The 17,246-nt window shown below is 41.8% G+C and carries 11 protein-coding genes; 5 read left to right on the forward strand and 6 right to left on the reverse strand.

The annotated features are described in order from the left end of the window. Nucleotide 1: 1 nt before the first annotated feature. From NLP_RS03285 to NLP_RS03295, 3 genes are all read right to left on the reverse strand, one after another. Entirely contained in the window at nucleotides 2-859 is an 858-nt protein-coding gene (locus NLP_RS03285; protein ID WP_104905133.1) for an SGNH/GDSL hydrolase family protein, read from the reverse strand. Nucleotides 860-980: 121 nt separating this feature from the next. Further along, the gene (locus NLP_RS03290; RefSeq protein WP_442946658.1) at nucleotides 981-2,375 is read right to left on the reverse strand and encodes an ammonium transporter; all 1,395 of its coding nucleotides are present in this window, start codon (nucleotides 2,373-2,375) and stop codon (nucleotides 981-983) included. 699 nt (nucleotides 2,376-3,074) lie between these two features. Further along, nucleotides 3,075-3,398, reverse strand: coding sequence for a YnfA family protein (locus NLP_RS03295; RefSeq protein WP_104905135.1), 324 nt, complete (start codon nucleotides 3,396-3,398; stop codon nucleotides 3,075-3,077). A 65-nt stretch (nucleotides 3,399-3,463) separates the two neighbouring features. On the opposite strand from NLP_RS03295, the gene NLP_RS03300 reads away from it, so the two are divergent. Further along, nucleotides 3,464-8,140 (forward strand): GAF domain-containing protein, encoded by a 4,677-nt coding sequence (locus NLP_RS03300; RefSeq protein WP_104905136.1) that lies wholly within the window; start codon nucleotides 3,464-3,466, stop codon nucleotides 8,138-8,140. A gap of 495 nt (nucleotides 8,141-8,635) precedes the next feature. Here NLP_RS03300 and NLP_RS03305 read toward each other — a convergent pair whose 3' ends face one another. After that, nucleotides 8,636-10,138: an acyl--CoA ligase gene (locus NLP_RS03305; protein WP_104905137.1), complete on the reverse strand. Its 1,503-nt coding sequence runs from the start codon at nucleotides 10,136-10,138 to the stop codon at nucleotides 8,636-8,638. An 818-nt stretch (nucleotides 10,139-10,956) separates the two neighbouring features. Between NLP_RS03305 and NLP_RS03310 the strand changes: the two genes are divergently transcribed. The 4 genes from NLP_RS03310 to NLP_RS03325 all read left to right on the forward strand — a co-directional run bounded on the left by NLP_RS03310 (nucleotide 10,957) and on the right by NLP_RS03325 (nucleotide 15,425). Further along, on the forward strand, nucleotides 10,957-12,024 hold the full coding sequence (locus NLP_RS03310; RefSeq protein ID WP_104905138.1) for a glycosyltransferase family 4 protein: 1,068 nt from the start codon (nucleotides 10,957-10,959) through the stop codon (nucleotides 12,022-12,024). A gap of 216 nt (nucleotides 12,025-12,240) precedes the next feature. Beyond that, complete coding sequence (locus tag NLP_RS03315) at nucleotides 12,241-13,011, forward strand: WecB/TagA/CpsF family glycosyltransferase (RefSeq protein WP_199784750.1); 771 nt, start codon at nucleotides 12,241-12,243, stop codon at nucleotides 13,009-13,011. A gap of 125 nt (nucleotides 13,012-13,136) precedes the next feature. Next, the gene (locus NLP_RS03320) at nucleotides 13,137-14,981 is read left to right on the forward strand and encodes a tetratricopeptide repeat protein (protein ID WP_104905139.1); all 1,845 of its coding nucleotides are present in this window, start codon (nucleotides 13,137-13,139) and stop codon (nucleotides 14,979-14,981) included. 147 nt (nucleotides 14,982-15,128) lie between these two features. Next, on the forward strand, nucleotides 15,129-15,425 hold the full coding sequence (locus tag NLP_RS03325; RefSeq protein WP_234017190.1) for an LLM class flavin-dependent oxidoreductase: 297 nt from the start codon (nucleotides 15,129-15,131) through the stop codon (nucleotides 15,423-15,425). Here the strand turns inward: NLP_RS03325 and NLP_RS03330 are convergent. Continuing rightward, nucleotides 15,422-15,664 carry an MFS transporter gene (locus NLP_RS03330; RefSeq protein WP_199784751.1) on the reverse strand — a complete coding sequence of 81 codons (243 nt, stop codon included), beginning with the start codon at nucleotides 15,662-15,664 and terminating at the stop codon, nucleotides 15,422-15,424. The two genes, NLP_RS03325 and NLP_RS03330, sit on opposite strands and share 4 nt — an antisense overlap. A gap of 88 nt (nucleotides 15,665-15,752) precedes the next feature. Next, nucleotides 15,753-17,105, reverse strand: a complete 1,353-nt coding sequence (gene tftA, locus NLP_RS03335) for a hormogonium tapered terminus morphoprotein TftA (RefSeq protein ID WP_104905140.1) — start codon at nucleotides 17,103-17,105, stop codon at nucleotides 15,753-15,755. Nucleotides 17,106-17,246 lie beyond the last annotated feature (141 nt).

The raw sequence follows: 17,246 nt of genomic DNA on the forward strand, positions 1-17,246 counted from the left end.
TTTAGCCTTTTTCTCGCGCAGGACGTTGACGCTGGGGTTTTAATTCAATCTCGCTATAAATCTGCAATGCAGAACGCCAAACCATATAACCTTCAGAACTTAGATGTAAGCCATCAGTAGTAAATTCCCGGCGGAGATTTCCTTGCTTGTTGGTAAACAGAGGATGTAAATCGAGATATTTGACACCTTTTTTGGTAGATATGCTTTGCAGTTGCCGATTCAACTCGCGAATGCGACTGTTGGCAACAGCCAGAAGTTTATCTCGTCCTTTCCAAGTTGCTTCTTCTGCGCCATGTGGCAAAATCGATTGGACAACAATTTGCGCTGTGGGATGCGTCTTTTGTAGGTAATTGATAATTTGCCGCTGATTATCTAAAATTTCTCCATTGCTCATCCCCCGAATTAGGTCATTAATGCCAATCATCACAAAAATCACCTCTGGTTGGGTGCGATCAAATATTGTTAATCTTTTTAAGAGTCCATTGCTAGTTTCGCCAGAAATTCCTTGATTGAGCCAATTTTTCCCTTCGGGTAATAACTCAGGGGGAAACCACAAACTCAGAGAATCTCCCGCCAGGATGTTTAAATGCGGAGTATGTTGGTCAGCTGCGACCTTAGCTTCTTGCTTGAGGATATCTACCCACTCTTGATAAGTAAGTTGGTGACGGCGACCTAAATCAGGTGTAGCAATTTGCGGTGAATTGTTCAGGTTGATTGGCTCTGGAGATGTCGTTATCCCAAAAAAAGCGGCCAATCTCTGCTGTTGCCAAATTAGCAGGATGACCGCCAACATTAGGATGCCGTTGGTTAACAGCGAGAAAAATGCCCAGATAGGAAAGGTTTTTGCAGAAGTAGACACGACTAGCGAAATTTACCAATTATTTGAATCAAATTTTAACGCTAGCGATCGCAAATTACACAATCTTAAAATGGGGATTGGGGATTGAGTGAGATTTTTACTTAGCACTCAGCACTCATTACTAAGTAGGACGATCGCCAAACTCGGAGTTGTAACCTTCTTCGCCGTGTTCGTTGATATCCAAACCTTGAAGTTCCGCTTCCTCTTTGACTCGCAGCCCGACTGTAGCATCGATAACTTTGAGAATAATCCACGTACCAACACCTGCAATCACATAAGCAACGACAATTGCTACTAGTTCAACTCCCAATTCACCCAAATTACCACGCAGTACTCCGTCTTTACCTCCTCCGTTGACTTGAGTTGTGGCAAAGATGGCCGTTAAAATTGCCCCGACTGTACCACCAACGCCATGCACGGGATAGGTATCTAAAGCATCGTCAATTTGCAGCTTGTGCTTGAAACTCACAGCATAGAAGCAAACAAAGGCAGTGATGAAACCAATCAAAATAGCTGATAGCGGTGTGACAAATCCAGCGGCGGGGGTGATACCGACCAAACCAGCAACGGCTCCTGTAGCTGCTCCCACGGCGGTTGGTTTACTCCGTAAAACGCTTTCCAAAATTAGCCACATTAAAGCTGCCGCCGCCGCTGCTGTATTGGTGGCAACAAAGGCTGTTGTTGCTAAATTTGTGACTACATTACCAGAAGTTCCACTGGCAACAGATAAGGCACTTCCAGCGTTGAAACCGAACCAGCCAAACCACAGCAAGGCAGCACCCAGTAAAATAAACGGAACGTTGTGCGGCGGGCTAAGACGATCGGGATGGGTTTTCCGAGGCCCAAGGACGATCGCTGCTACTAAGGCTGAAACCCCAGAACTAATATGAACTACTGTGCCGCCTGCAAAGTCTAGGGCACCTAATCCACCATACAAACCCAAGAATCCACCTTTCGCCCAGACCATGTGCGCTAGGGGAGCGTAAACAAAGGTTGACCACAGGAGGACAAACAGCGAATAGGCGCGGAAACTCATCCGCTCAACGATCGCCCCAGAAATTAAGGCTGGGGTGATAATGGCAAACATGGCTTGGTAGATCATGAATGCCTGATGGGGTATCGTTCCGGCATAAGAGACAACTTCCGGCGGGTTTGACCCTTTGAGATAATCGGTTATCTCTAACCCGACACCATTCAACCCAAGCCATTGCAATCCACCGATGAACGGTAAACCTGGCGCAAAGGCAAGACTATAGCCCCACAAAATCCAGGTAACTCCCACGATCGCCATTAACACAAAGCTCATCATCAATGTGTTTAGGATATTACGCGATCGCACAAATCCACCATAGAAAAACGCCAATCCTGGAGTCATTAACAGCACAAGTGCTGCTGAAATCAGCATAAATGCTGTGTCTCCAGTATCAGCAGTAGGCGGGGCAGCAGTTGGGGTTTGGGCAAAGGCATTGCCCATCAACGGCCCTCCTAAAAATAGTAGGGTGATAGCTCCAATCATCACAACTTTCTTCAACACTTTTTTTTCTTCCTAAGCACCAATGATTTGTATCCTTAACTACATTTGATTACTTTTATGGACACATTTTTGTCTTAAAAGTTACTTAACCTGAATTTTCTTGAAATGTTAACAAAAATATAAACCGGATTGTAGTTGCCAAGATTTAAATTAGCGTATAAACACGCAATCATTACATTGCATCTTTATTTTTTGAAGAATAGAAGAATAGTATCTTATTCAAGCCTGACAAAATTCCAAATTTTTATTTACCCTACTGTTACAAAGCAAAATACTGGTAATAATTTATAATTATTGTCAAGTATCACCAGTATTTTCAGAGAATTTACACAAAATATACAGCAGATTTAAACTTCTCTACGAACGCAAACAGCGTGTCAAAGAGAAAGGCTATGCCAATGTGAGGTACAGAAATAGCCTATTCGTGCGATCGCGATCGTCTCCTAGAGAAGGGAGAAGCAAATAGCGTAAGGGTTGGGGAAGAGTGTACCTCATGTAGTTGCAAAATACTGCATTATAAGTTTTATTTATATCTTAAGCATAAACACGTATATATCTAGATGCTTGCTTTTGACAGGTTAGTTGCGAAAAAACTTTTGCAATTTTGCGTGAGATTATTATCTGTTTCAAAGGGAACAATATAAAAGTTATTGGTCAAAAAAAATAATATAGAAATTTTACTTAACTTCTAGGAGCAAACATGATAATTAAAACACTCACCAAAGCTAAACATACTCCGATTAAGTCGTAGCGGTCTGGAGTTACCCCGTCTACCTTCCAACCCCAAAGCATTGCCATTGCGATAAATACACCGCCGTAAGCCGCATATACTCTGCCAAAATTTGCCGATTGGAAAGTTGCAAGAACCCCATAGAAAGCTAAAGCAATTCCTCCCAAGATGCCCCACCAGAAGGGCTTACCTTCGCGCAACCACAACCAGATTAAGTAGCCACCCCCAATTTCAAATAAACCAGCCCACAAAAAATACAGCAGAGACTTAATCATTTGACTGATTATTTCACAACAGAGAACTCAGTAAAATTACGCTAACGCTTTTAAGTAAACTAAGGATGAAAGCACCATTACCTGATAACGAAGCACAGAGAATCGAGACACTTTTGCAGTATAAGATTCTCGATACGCCATCGGAAGCCGCCTTTGACGATCTGACTCATTTAGCCTCGTATATTTGTCAGACTCCTATTGCCTTAATTAGTCTGATTGATACAAATCGCCAATGGTTTAAGTCAAGAGTCGGTTTGGATGCCCTAGAAACACACCGAGATTTTGCATTCTGTGCCCATGCCATCCTCCAGCCTGATATTTTGGTCGTGCCTGATACCAGAGATGACAAACGGTTCGTTACAAATCCACTGGTAACATCTGACCCAAATATTCGGTTTTATGCTGGCGTCCCTCTGATTAACCCTGAAGGATATACGCTCGGAACCCTGTGTATAATTGACTACGTACCTCGAAAACTTAATCCAGAGCAAATAGAGGCATTACGAACTTTAGGTCGTCAAGTCATTAAGCAACTGGAATTGCGCCGAAATTTAGCAAGTTTGGTACTTGTTACCAAGAAAGGCCAACAGGCACAAAGGGCACGCAAGCAATTTTTCAAAAAGATTGCCTCAAGTTTTGGTTTGTCGTCGGTAATTTTAGTTCTGATTGGGGTGGTTTCTTATCAAAATACAACACTATTTACTAATAATCGCAGTATAGTAAAAAACACTTATCAAAAACTTAATAGCCTAGAAGAAATACTGTCCCAGATAAAAGATGCTGAGACTGGACAAAGTAGCTACATCTTTACTGGAGAAAAACTTTATCTAAAATCGTATCAAACAGCACTTGGTAACGTCGATCGAGAAATTATCAAGCTGAAGAGTTTAACAGCAGATCGACCGAATCAACAAAAGCAGATTGCAAGGCTTGAATTTCTGATAACGGCTAAACTTACTGAACTAAAAGAGACTATCAACTTGCGCCAGAACAAGGGATTAGAAGCGGCGTTGCAAGTACTACTGAGAAACGATCGACAAAATCTCACGGATGATATCCGCAAGGCGATCGATGAGATGGAAAACGAGTCCAGGGAACAACTCCAACAGCAGTCACAAGCCGCAAAGAATCGCGATCGCAACACAATTGTGACACTTGCGATCGCTATTTGCCTAAGTTTTATCGTTCTTGCTATAGTCTACTACTTGATCTATCGTGAGGTTATTGAGCGAAAGAGGACAGAAGAAACCTTAAATCAAGAACGCAACTTTATCTCAGCAGTCCTTGATACAGTCGGCGCGTTGGTAATAGTTCTCAATACTCAAGGGCAAATCGTTCGTTTCAATCAAGCTTGTGAGCAAATAACTGGTTACTCCTTTGATGAAGTCAGAGATAGGTATTACTGGAACTTGTTCCTGATCTCTGAAGAGGTGGAGCCGATTAAAGCAATTTTCGAGCAATTGCTAACTGGTCAACTCCCCCATGAGTACGAAAATTATTGGGTAATGAAGAATGGTAGTCGGCGGCTGATTTCCTGGTCGAATACCATTTTAAAAGACTATGAAGGCCGTGTTGAGTACATCGTTGGTACTGGCATTGACATTACCGATAGCAAACGAACACAGCAGCATCTGACTGCACAATATGCTGCAACCCGCGTCCTAGCAGAGTCTGCCACAATTAGCGAAGCTACTCGCAAAATATTGCAAGGAATCTGTGAGAGTCTGGCATGGGATTTGGGTGAAATTTGGATGATAGATGAGCAAGCAAATGTGCTACGCTTTCTCGATATCTGGCATAAAGCATCCCTTGAGATGCAAGAGTTTGAAATACTGAAGCGGCAAACCACCTTTGCACCCGGAATTGGATTACCTGGACGGGTTTGGGCTAGTTCTGAATCGGTTTGGATCGCTGATATCGCTAAAGATATTAATTTCCCTAACTTCAAAATAGCTGCTCAAGTAGGATTACACGCAGCTTTTGGTTTTCCGATCCGCAGCGGTAACAAAATCCTCGGTGTCATTACCTGCTTCAACCGGGAAATCCAGCCGCTTGACGAAGATTTAGTCAAAGCGATGAATTCTATCGGCGAGCAAGTGGGGCAATTTATCCAGCGTAAACAGGCTGAAGAAGAAATACAACGCCAAAATTTGCGATCGCAACTATTTACCGAAATCACCCTGAAGATTCGCCAGTCTTTGCATATCGAAGAAATTCTCCAAATCACTGTCGAAGAAGTACAACAGATTCTCCAGACTGACCGAGTTTTGATCTATCAGCTTTTGCCAGATCAGTCTGCAAACACCGTTGTTGAAGCAGTAGTTTCTGGCTTACCAGCAATGAAAGAGCAAAACAACACCGCCCCCTACTTTCAAGCAGAATATCTCCAACAGTACTATTTACAGCAGTATCGTCAAGGAAAGATTTTCGGACTCGCTAACTTGGATCTGCTGGAAGTTGAACAAAGCCATCTGGAATTAATGCAACAGTTTGGGGTGAAAGTTAATTTGGTTGTGCCTATTCTTGTCAAAGAAGAACTTCGCGGTTTGCTCATAGTTCATCAGTGTGACGATTCCCACCACTGGTCTAGCTTTGAAACCGATCTTTTGCGACAAATAGCCGACCAAGTAGGTATTGCTTTAACCCAAGCCCAACTATTAGCAGCAGAAACTCGTCAGCGACAAGAACTTGAAATTGCCCGTCGCCAAGCCGAATTAGCTTCTCAGACGAAAAGTGCCTTTTTGGCAAATATCAGTCATGAAATTCGCACGCCAATGAACGCTGTATTGGGAATGACCAGTTTGGTGTTAGATACTCCTTTAGACGAAGAACAGCGAGATTTTATTGAAACAATTCGGAGTAGTGGAGACGCTCTTTTAAGTTTAATCAACGAGATTTTGGATCTTTCCAAACTTGAGGCTGGAGAGATGGCTCTCGAAACTCTAGATTTTGATCTATCTACTTGTGTGGAAGAAGTGGTGGAATTATTGGCTCCCTCAGCCCATAACAAGGGATTAGAAATTGCTGTACTGATCGATCGCAACGTCCCCACCCAACTCAAAGGAGATACTGGTCGGCTGCGGCAAATTCTGATGAACTTAATCAGTAACGCGATCAAGTTCACCAGCGCTGGCGAAGTATTAGTGCAAGCCGAATTGCTTACGCTTTCCTCGACTACAGCCACCATCCATTTTGCCATTACAGATACAGGTCTTGGCATTAGCCCTGAAGACCAACGCAAACTCTTTACGCCATTTACCCAAGTCGATGCTTCTACCACTCGCAAGTATGGTGGTACCGGTTTGGGATTAGCCATCTGTAAACAACTTGTAACTTTGATGGGAGGAGTGATTGGGGTAGAAAGTCAGATGGACAAAGGATCTAAGTTTTGGTTTGAGGTACTTTTTACCAAACAAGTTGAGCCTGTTGAGCCAAAATCCGAACGCGGACTTTTGCAAAATTGCCGCTTATTGGTGGTGGATAATAACGCTACTAATTATAAAATTATCTCCCATCAAGCTACTCATTGGGGGATGGAGGTAGATCGATCTGACAGTATTGCTGCGGCCGTTAAAGTTATTCAGCAAGCTAGCGAGCAGGGGAAATCTTATCATGTTGCCTTGGTTGATATGCAAATACCCCAGACAAATAACATAACAATAAAAGAACAAATTCAAGCCAATTCTGCAATTGCTGAGATACCTTTGATTCTGCTCGCCTCTACTAATCAACGGGATGAAGTACAACAGGCGCTCAAAATCGGATTTGTTGCTTATTTATTCAAACCCATTAAGCCATCACGACTCCTTGATACCATCAAAAATATTTTAGAAACTCAGCCGGAATCAGAACAAGGGTTTAGAGGCAGGAGCCTAGAGCCTACAGAAGAAATTCCGAGTACAGAAACTTCAGGTATTCTGACTTCTTCCTCTAACTCGTCTACTAAATCCAAGTTAAGAATTCTCTTAGCCGAAGATAATTTGGTGAATCAAAAAGTAGCCCTAAAGCAACTCCAGAGTTTGGGCTATAAAGCTGATGTCGTTGCCAATGGAAAGGAAGTTTTGCAGCTATTAGAAAAAATTCCTTACGATTTGATTTTAATGGATTGCCAAATGCCAATTCTTGACGGTTTGGAAACCACAAAAGAAATTCATCGTTGGCAAGAGGACGTTTTTGCATTGGGTCATCGTCCTGTGGTGATTGCGATGACAGCTAATGTGATGAAAGAAGACAAACAAACGTGTCTAAATGCCGGAATGGACGACTATTTGAGTAAGCCAGTATTTAAAGAAAAATTGGCTGAGACTTTAGAGCATTGGACAGGTGTGATCGTTTCCCAACAAGAAGGAGTTGTCTATGAACAAACAGTTTCCACTGACTTAGCAATTGATTGGGAACACTTGCATCAGATATCAGGAAATGATCAAGAATTTGAATTAAATCTATTGCAAATATGCGTTGAAGATATTAAACCCCGTTTAGAAATAATTAAAGCAGCGATCGCAACTGATGACTTTGGGCAAATAGCGCGAGAAACTCATCACCTTAAAGGTGCTAGTGCCAACATTGGAGCCACAGTTATGTACTTAGTAGCTGACAAACTAGAACAACTAGCTAACGATCGAGACCTTAAAGGTACTACTAATTTAATTTTAGAATTAGAAGAATTTGTCAACTGCATTCAATACTTTTTAATTAAAAACAAAGTCGTGAAGGAGGCAGGAGGTTGCAATACAGTGTAGATAACTTTTGGAGATGTGCTCTTGTCAGACCTACACTAATTGCAGGACACCTGTGGCAGAGATTTGGAGGCTGGCTCATATCGTGTTCGGCTAAAAACTTATCATTTAGGCGGCAGTTCTTACTAATAATTCAAAATTCAAAATTAACAATCCTCATAAATAAATTCTCTCTCGTTAATTTCGTGAAATGATGTGACTTGAGGCAGTAACCCCTAATTAGCTATCCCCATGTAGAGCATCGGTGAGAGGTTAAAGTGATTGCACTTTTGTCAAGAGGTGCAGGAACGTGGGAACGACGGAATTATAGTAAAATACGCTTGGGTTAAGCATTTCTTTCTTCTCTTTGCGTCCTTTGCGTTCTTCTCCCAAGGGGAGACGCTAACGCGAATGCGGTTCGTTAAAAAAATTGACTTTGGCAAAGAGTTTTAGCCTTAACTGAACCGTATTGAATTATAGTACAGATGTACAGTAAACTTCCGTTATCTCCCCCACTCCCTACTCCCCTATATTCAGCAATTTCGCCATCGCCAACCGTTGCAGTTTCCCGGTAGCAGTACGAGGTAGTCGATCTAAAATGTGAATTTGCTTGGGAACTTTGAAGTCTGCCAGCATAGTTGCACAGTGAGCTAAAAGTTCTTTTTCGCCAGCTTCTGCTTTCAGAACCACAGCCGCGTGGATATCTTCTCCTAAAGATTTATGGGGGACGGCAAAGGCTAAGGCTTCGGCGACGGCGGGATAGCGCAGCAAGACATCATCCACTTCTAAAGGAGAAATTTTTTCCCCACCCCGGTTAATCAATTCTTTAATCCGTCCAGTCAAACGGAGGTAGCCGTCTGCATCCACAGTACCTTGATCCCCCGTGCGGAACCAACCGTTCACAAAAGCAGTGGCGTTAGCTTCTGGGTTGTTTTCGTAGCCATCTATAACATTGGGTGCTTTTACCACCACCTCGCCCAAGCTACCTTTAGATAACAGGTTGCCTTCAGAGTCCATAATGCCTACTTCTACACCGAAGCCATAACCTACAGTACCTGGTTTTCTGACTTTTGGCGGTAGGGGATTGGTGGTCATTAAGTGAGATGCTTCAGTCATGCTGTAAGATTCCACCACAGGAGCATTAAGAGTTGCCTCTAACTGTTCAATGATAATCGGCGGCAAAGAAGCGCTACTAGAGCGAATGAAACGAAAGCGGTTAGCTTTAACAATTTCTGGGTTGCGGCTAGCGCGCACCAAAATTGTCTGGTGCATGGTTGGCGCTGCGGAGTACCAGGTAGGTTTGTAGGTATCTACCAGTTTCCAAAACTCTAAGGCATTAAAGCCATTAGGACAAACTAATGTACCGCCCGAAGCCAGAGTTGCCAGCAAACAGCCCACCAATCCGTGAACATGGAATAGGGGCATTAGGCATAGTGTAGTATCAGCTGCTGTAAGTGAGTAAGCACTAATTAGGTTGCTGGCTGAAGCGATTAAGTTACGATGACGAATCGGCACGCGCTTGGGACGACTGGTAGTGCCGCTAGTGTGGAGAATCATCGCTATATCATCAGCGTTGGGGACTACGGAATTCGCTGGTTCTGCTGGTTGTGAACCTGTTTTGACTAATTCAAAGCTTAATGTGCCGTCAGTATTTACCTTAGCATTAATCAGCATCATATCGGGTGTGACACTAGCAATGGCTGCTTCCAATCCCTCAGACAACGTAATCAGTGCTTTTGCTTGGGTATCTTGGTAGTAAAAGGCAAATTCTTCTTGTTTGTATTTCGGATTTAAGGGTGCAGCAGTGCCACAGATGGCAGCAGCCAAAAAGGTAATCGCCATTGGTGAACCGTTAGTCATGGCAATGGCAATGCGTTCTCCCCGTTTCAATCCAAAGCTATTGAGTTGAGATACCAGTCTAATAACATTCTCGCGCAATTGCTTATAGGTTAGCGATCGCCCATCAGGTGTAACTAGGGCTGGATGATTGTCTTCCCCTACTAAAAGCTCAAATAAATTCATTGGTTTTTCCGAACTGTAAATATTATGATTTAGCTTAAACAAAAAATTGTGCCGTTCTAGCTGGAAAAAGCAGGGAAGTTATAAAGAAGTTACCATATCTGTAACTTATGCTATGGTCAAAGCTTTGCAAATACAGGGGTCAGGGGAATCAAGGGAAGAAGTTTTTCATGTGTCCTTGTGTACCCACTTTATAATGGCTACTTTCTGAGTTAAACCTTATCTATTTTGAAACCTGGGGTTTTGAATAATAGGAGATTATTGAATTTTAGCTTGTATTTGGAACTTTACCATCATTCCAAAAACTACGGTTATCAACGTAGAAATCGTTTAAGTTTTTTCTATAGTTTTATCGGCAGTTTATCGGAAATTATGTTTGATTTGGACGTGATACATGATATAGTTTATAGAGTTCTAAAAGTTCGGATTGTTTAAGTAGATGGTTAAAAAGCTGCAAAAAGTCTACTATAAACCCTTTCTATAAACCTCCCACACTCGTGAGGGGCTTTGAAACCACCATACCCTCAGATAAAAAGAGGGTTAAATCTATAATATTTTCTTATTAAAAACAATACTTTTCAAACATCCTTTCATAACACTTCCTATGGCAGAATTTTTTTTTGCAGTAATCCTGTAAAATTACTAAAGCGTACATTGAATAAATTTGTGGAACTGCGATCGGGCATTTTAAGAGTTAGTAGCATTAACTCTCAAAATGCCCCTAAAGTAAGCCTTTGAATATAAACTATAAGAAATTCGTTCTTATAATAGTTTATATAAATAGCCATTTACTCAATTTCCAAAACAGATGAATAGCAATTATGAGTCCCATAAAAATTACTATGTTGGGCGAAAGCTTGGAGCGCCAAGGTGGAATAGTTTCTGTGGAAAAGCTCATTCTTGAAGAAACTACCTCTGATATTCAAATTAAACATATTGCTACTTTACCGAATGGTTCTGCTATCCATAAAGTGTTAGTGTTTTTGCAGGCAATAGGTGAGTTATTTTGGAACTTATTAAACCAAAAGACTGACCTAATTCACATTCATGTTTCTGATAGAGGTAGCGCTTTTCGTCATTCAATCACTACTCTTATTGGTTGGCTATTTCAAAAACCAGTAATTATTCATACTCATAGTGCTGATTTTCATTTGTTTTACTCTAAACTACCTGAATGGCTTAAGCAGTGGCTAAGTTGGTCGTTTTGTAAATGTACCCGTTTCATTGTTTTATCAGATAGCTGGAAAAAATTCTATATTGAGAATCTTGGCTTGAAGTCAGAGCAAGTTATTGTTCTCCCTAACCCAGTAAAAATTCCCGCCCAAATTCCACAGCGAATAGATTCCAAACAGATATTTTTCTTATTTTTAGGGCGCATTGGTGAGCGCAAAGGTGCATTTGATTTAATTAAGGCATTTGCTTCTATACCTGCTCTTGAGCAAAGCCGAGCCAAGTTGGTTATGGCGGGGGATGGAGATACAGAACAAGCTCGGAGTTTGATTCAAAGTCTAAATCTCATTGAGTACATCATTGTTCTTGACTGGGTAAACCAAGAAGAACGCGACGATCTTTTAACTAAAGCTGATGTATTTGTGTTACCTTCCTACAACGAAGGTCTGCCTATGGCATTACTAGAAGCAATGAGTTGGGGTTTGGCAGTTATCACTACCGCAGTTGGAGGAATACCCGAATTAGTTACTCAAAATCAGAATGGTTTGTTAGTTAATCCGGGGAATATTCAACAATTGTCAGAGGCAATGCAATCCTTAATTGCAGACGAAAATCTGAGAATATCTTTGGGAAGTAATGCACGAGTCAGAGTTAAAAACTTGGACATAAACAGTTATTTTACATATTTAAGATGCATATATACAGCAGTTATCAATTAAGAACCATCTTCATGAAAATAGTTTGAAGTGACTTACACTATGTCTTAAATACCGAACTTACAAACGACATAATTCATTCTGTATAAGGATAATAGGCGTTAAAAAGGTATGGATTTAATATTAGGAAAAGTCAAGAAGCGATAAAGGTATTATTCTTTTGTTGTTTGCATTATTCTAAACTTGGTATACTGGCTAATAAATAAGGGAGGTGCAGAAATGAAAACTTTTCCTGAAGTGAAGTTGTTTGATACAAGATTCCATAAAGTTAAAGTACAAGAATTAGTTGATTATTTAATAGAAGCAGCAAAAAACCAAAAAAAAACAGTTGTAGGACATGTGAATATCAGAGCAATGAATTTAGCTTATGAAAAGTCTTGGTATCGAGATTTTTTAAATAAGGCTGATTTAGTATTTTGTGACGGATTTGGTGTAATGGTAGGAGCTAGATTCAACGGTTATTCAATGCAATCTGCACATCGAATGACAGCACCAGATTACATAGAAGATTTAGCATTAAGGTGTGAGAAAGAAAACCTTTCTTTATTTTTGTTAGCTGGAAAACCTGGCGTAGTTGATAAGGCAATCACTAAATTAGTATCAATTGCGCCTAATTTACGCGTACAGGGACATCATGGTTATTTTGAAAAATCAGGAAAAGAGAATGATTTGGTAATAGAAAAAATTAATATATTCCAACCAGATATTTTATATATTGGTTTTGGTATGCCGTTACAGGAACGCTGGATTTTAGATAACTTCAAGAAAATTGAAACTACTGTATTTTTACCTTTGGGTGCTTGTCTAGATTTTTATACTGACTCTATATATCGCGGGCCGCGTTGGCTGACTGATAATGGTCTGGAGTGGTTAATACGCTTAATTACTGAACCGACTCGTCTAGCAGACCGTTATATTGTAGGCATTCCATTATTTTTTTATCGTCTAGTTAAACAGCGAATCGCTCAAGGAATGATCACAAATCGCTAAATAAATTTTTTCTAAATTTTGCATTTAGTTATGACCATGACTGCCCTAAATTGACCAATTGTTTTCTCTACGTCTGCTGCTAAGATTAGAATTAGAATTGATGTGACATTCTTCTAGTAGCCAAAGTGCCAGACTCTCTGCCATTAAGCGATCGCTATCTTGCCTTAATCGATGAAATTGTCGAAACCACCCTCAAGGGCAAAATTAGCTCTGTAGAACAGGTGTATCAAATGCTGCTGAAAGGAATTACTTCCGGTACAGGGGAAGTCTTTGAGCTAGCTTTGAGCGATCGCCTGACTACCTTCCAAAGCCAAATAGATAGTGAAAAAGACGAACTCAAGAAAGCTAAGGTGACTCGCAGTTTGAGAGCCATTAAGACGATTCAAAGTCAATGGCAACGCTTTTCAGAGCAAAACAAAGCCACAGAAGCGATCGCCTTCGCAGTTACAGAAATCACCACAGCCCCTGCTGCCGAGCGTCTAGCGACATTTATCCGAGTTACTGACCCGAATCAGAAGTATCCACTAAATTTACAACAGTTACAGCAGTTGTCAAAGGCATTGCTGCAATTTGCTCAGGCAGATGCTGATTTACAACAATTTTCTGAAGGGATTACCCGTGGTTTAGCTTCTTGGCAGCGATTGCAAGACAACTTGCTCAGTTGGATGTACGAGCAAAAAGAATCTCTGGGGTTTGGCGGTGTACCGGGAGAACGTGGTCCTTGGGCAAGTTGGGCGAAACAACTTAATAGTGAGTTACCACAAGCACTGCTTCGCACCTTAGCTAGGGAAGAATCTGCAATAGAGTTTGCCGAGCGACAACGGGGGATTACCCTTAGAGATTGGGTAGAAATGGCATTGATTTTACAGTACTTGCAACGGGGACTAATTAACTGGTTTGACCAACAAGCTTACGATGTGAAAGCGGGGCCAAAGTTGTCCATTTCCACTTTTTTGACCTTTGCAGTGATTTGGAGTCAGTTAGCAAGTGGTTTTGGGAGTATTGGGACAGTATACAGCGATGCCTGTTCTCAAATCATGCTCCAGATTTTGCGAACCTTTGCCCAGCGTCCGTATTTTCCCTTTTACGGTGGGATTTTTGCCTCTTTTACTGGTACTTATTTGCGAGATGCTTTAGATTATTTGGATGAACCTCTGCGACGAGGCGAGGGAACTCAAGAAAAGGCGCGAATTTTGACCCTTTTAGGCTATTCCCAGCGTGCTTTGGGACAATACCAGCGCTCACTTGATTTTCATCAGCAGGCGCTAGAGATAGCCAGAAATGCAGGCGATCGCGCCTGTGAAATTGCCAATCTCAATCACCTCAGCCGTACCTACGTGCAACAGCAAAATTATCCTGAGGCAATTAACTACAGTCAACGAGCATTAATACTAAGTCGGCAAGCAGGCGATCGCACAGGAGAAGCAAACGCGCTGGTAAATTTAGGTTACAGCGAAGTCATGCAAGCTCAGGAATTGGAAAACCTAGAACCAGAAACTTATGAAGCTGCAATTAACTATTTGGAACAAGGTTTAAAATTATCAGAAAAATTAGGCGATCTTCAAAGTAAAGCCTTATGTGTCAGCAGCTTAGGAATTGCCTATTTAGTAATCGGAGAACACCAAACGGCAATTAAATATCTTGAAGATGGTTTTAAAACAGCGCAAGTTTCCGGCGATTTGTATCTCCAAGGGCGGAATTTAGCTTATTTGGCAGAAGCTTATTATCATCTACAAAATTCTGAAAAAACCATTTACACTGGCTGCTTGGGAATGTATCTTTTAGAGCAAATTGCTTCTAATGAGTGGCGACAACCAGCAGGGTTACTGACAATTTTACAAGGGCAAATTGGGGCAGAAGCTTTCCAAAAGTTCTTACAGCAACATCGCCCGAAAATTATTGCGATTATCGGTGTAGATGGGTACGATCACATTCCGCAATTGTTAGAAGAATATCAGCAAGATATCTAAGAAAGATAAGGATTCAGACTTAATTGTTTTCAAGTTTGAGAAGAAAAGCAACAAATGCGTAGGCGTAGCCCGTCGTAGACATCGCTCAACTTTCAACTGAGGGACAATTTCTGATCGTGAGTTCTAGTAGCCCTGATGGTTTGACTGTTGCTAGTTTCGCTACTTCAGCAGGATTTTGCAGCCAAAAATGAGATTTACGATAAGCGTCTATGGACACCGATCGCAGCAGCTACTGGTGCGGCAGGCAACACCACAGCCCTAGTGGGTACACCAGAACAAGTAGCAGAAGCCTTAATTGATTATTACGATGCAGGAGTGACTACCTTGTTGATTCGGGGCTTTGATCCTTTAGAGGATGCGATCGCTTATGGGCGTGATGTCATTCCTTTAGTACGTGCAGAAGTCGCGCGAAGAGAACGGCAAACAGTGAGAGTCGGCGTTTAGCGACCGATCCAACGGCTCACTGCTGGCAGTTGTGCATAGAACGATAGCGCACCTAAAATACTCAGACTGCCACAGGCAATCAAGGCATTAGTCGCACCAAAATTATGTGCCAAAGTTCCAGTCAACAGATTCCCAAAGGGCATCATACCTACCATTGCTAGAGCATAAAAACTCATCACCCGTCCGCACTTATCCTCGGCAACTATGCAATGCCTGCGGCGGGCTACGCCTACGCGCACTTCAAAGTAGTGGAATGAGGTTTTCTGACGACCAGACCATGTTTGCGATCACGTTGTGTAAAACCTTACTAATTTTGAGACTTCTCACTCAAAGAAGTCCTGCTGATTCATATAATCGTTTGAGCATTGCTGAAATCTTCGTACCATAATCCAAATCTGCTGACCACCGCCCTGATAGCTGATCGATTAATGGTGCAATCCCGCGTGTGACAAAGCGAAACCTTGGATCTACTACTTCTTGTACCAAAGGTTCTAAACTAGCGTAAGCTTTCAAATGTTGGACGTGTGCCCTGACTCCAATTCTGGCACTTGGAAAAGACGCAGCCTCCGAACCACCACCGATCGCACCTAAGCCTGCAAAGTTATTTTGCTCAGGTCTAATATCACCACCAAACCGTAAAAATCCAGTTTCTACACACATTTGGCAAAAGGAAATATCATAGTTCACTCCCTCTATACCTGCTTCTTCTCGATAAAGTTTTGGGATATCAGGAAACTTTGCTAAAGCATTTTCATTATTGTTTCTGAGGAATAATTGTAACTGTATTTCGGAAGTATTACCGTTTGACATTACCCGCGAAAATTGACCGGGGCAAACTACTAAATTCGAGCGCAAGCTGACAGTACGCGTTGCAGCATCCCAAGTGACTGCAACATTAAAATCTCGCAGTTCGATGGCTTTGACATAAACTATTTTGTGATAGGTAATCCGATTGACATTACCTGCTTTTGAAAGGTCAATTCGTAGAAGGTCTACTAAATCAATGGGGATGTAAGCATTACCATTAACTAAAACACCTTGCTCGGTGTAACTTTGTCCATTAATATTAATATTAATTGGCGGATAATTTGCTTCTGTTGGAGTTCCAGGAGTGGGGTCAATTACACGGCTCCAAGTCACCAATCCATCGACAATTCCCAAAGCAAAATCGCGGCGACGAGTTTGCAGTAAAGCCCGATCCTCTGGATTGCTAAGAAACCCCACTTGCATCACCAAAGCTGGCAGCGTTGTCTGGCGACAGAATGCTAAACTACCCAATCCACTATCTGTATCTGGCTTGACTCCCCGATTCGGTAATTGGGGTACGCGGCGCAACAATCCTACTAGTAACTGTTCAGCATTACTCTTGCGATCGCTATTATTAACAATGTAGAAAACGCTAGCCCCACGCACAGAAGGGCTGTTAGCTGCATTAGCTGCAATTTCTAGAGCGATATCACCCCGACGGCCGCGAGAATTGATCCACGTGATAGTTTGGGTGGCGCTCAAGTCATCAGGAACCGCCAAAATTTCCAAACTCCGCGCTCTCAGTTCCGTGACAATCAAATCCCGCAGCAGAATCATTTCTTTTGCTTCACTTGTACCACCTGCGATCGCACCTCGATCTATTCCTCCCGCTTCTTGGCCTCCATGAGCTGCTGATATAAAAATACGCCCCATTTTCAGTATTTCCTCTGATAAAATTAAGTTTAAGCAATTCTGTACATCATTCTTGGTCTAGCAACAAGAATATAATAGCGATCAGAAGTCTAAAGTCATTTGTCCTTTGGTATTTCTCCAAAGTTCATGACCAATGACCCT

This window comes from Nostoc sp. 'Lobaria pulmonaria (5183) cyanobiont' (assembly GCF_002949795.1).
Lineage (GTDB): Bacteria > Cyanobacteriota > Cyanobacteriia > Cyanobacteriales > Nostocaceae > Nostoc.

Coding starts and splice junctions, on each gene's coding strand:
- NLP_RS03315 (WP_199784750.1), top strand. CDS start 12,241: ATGAAAACTTTTCCTGAAGTGAAGTTGTTTGATACAAGATTCCATAAA.
- NLP_RS03290 (WP_442946658.1), bottom strand. CDS start 2,375: ATGATTGGAGCTATCACCCTACTATTTTTAGGAGGGCCGTTGATGGGC.
- tftA (WP_104905140.1), bottom strand. CDS start 17,105: ATGGGGCGTATTTTTATATCAGCAGCTCATGGAGGCCAAGAAGCGGGA.
- NLP_RS03305 (WP_104905137.1), bottom strand. CDS start 10,138: ATGAATTTATTTGAGCTTTTAGTAGGGGAAGACAATCATCCAGCCCTA.
- NLP_RS03310 (WP_104905138.1), top strand. CDS start 10,957: ATGAGTCCCATAAAAATTACTATGTTGGGCGAAAGCTTGGAGCGCCAA.
- NLP_RS03295 (WP_104905135.1), bottom strand. CDS start 3,398: ATGATTAAGTCTCTGCTGTATTTTTTGTGGGCTGGTTTATTTGAAATT.
- NLP_RS03300 (WP_104905136.1), top strand. CDS start 3,464: ATGAAAGCACCATTACCTGATAACGAAGCACAGAGAATCGAGACACTT.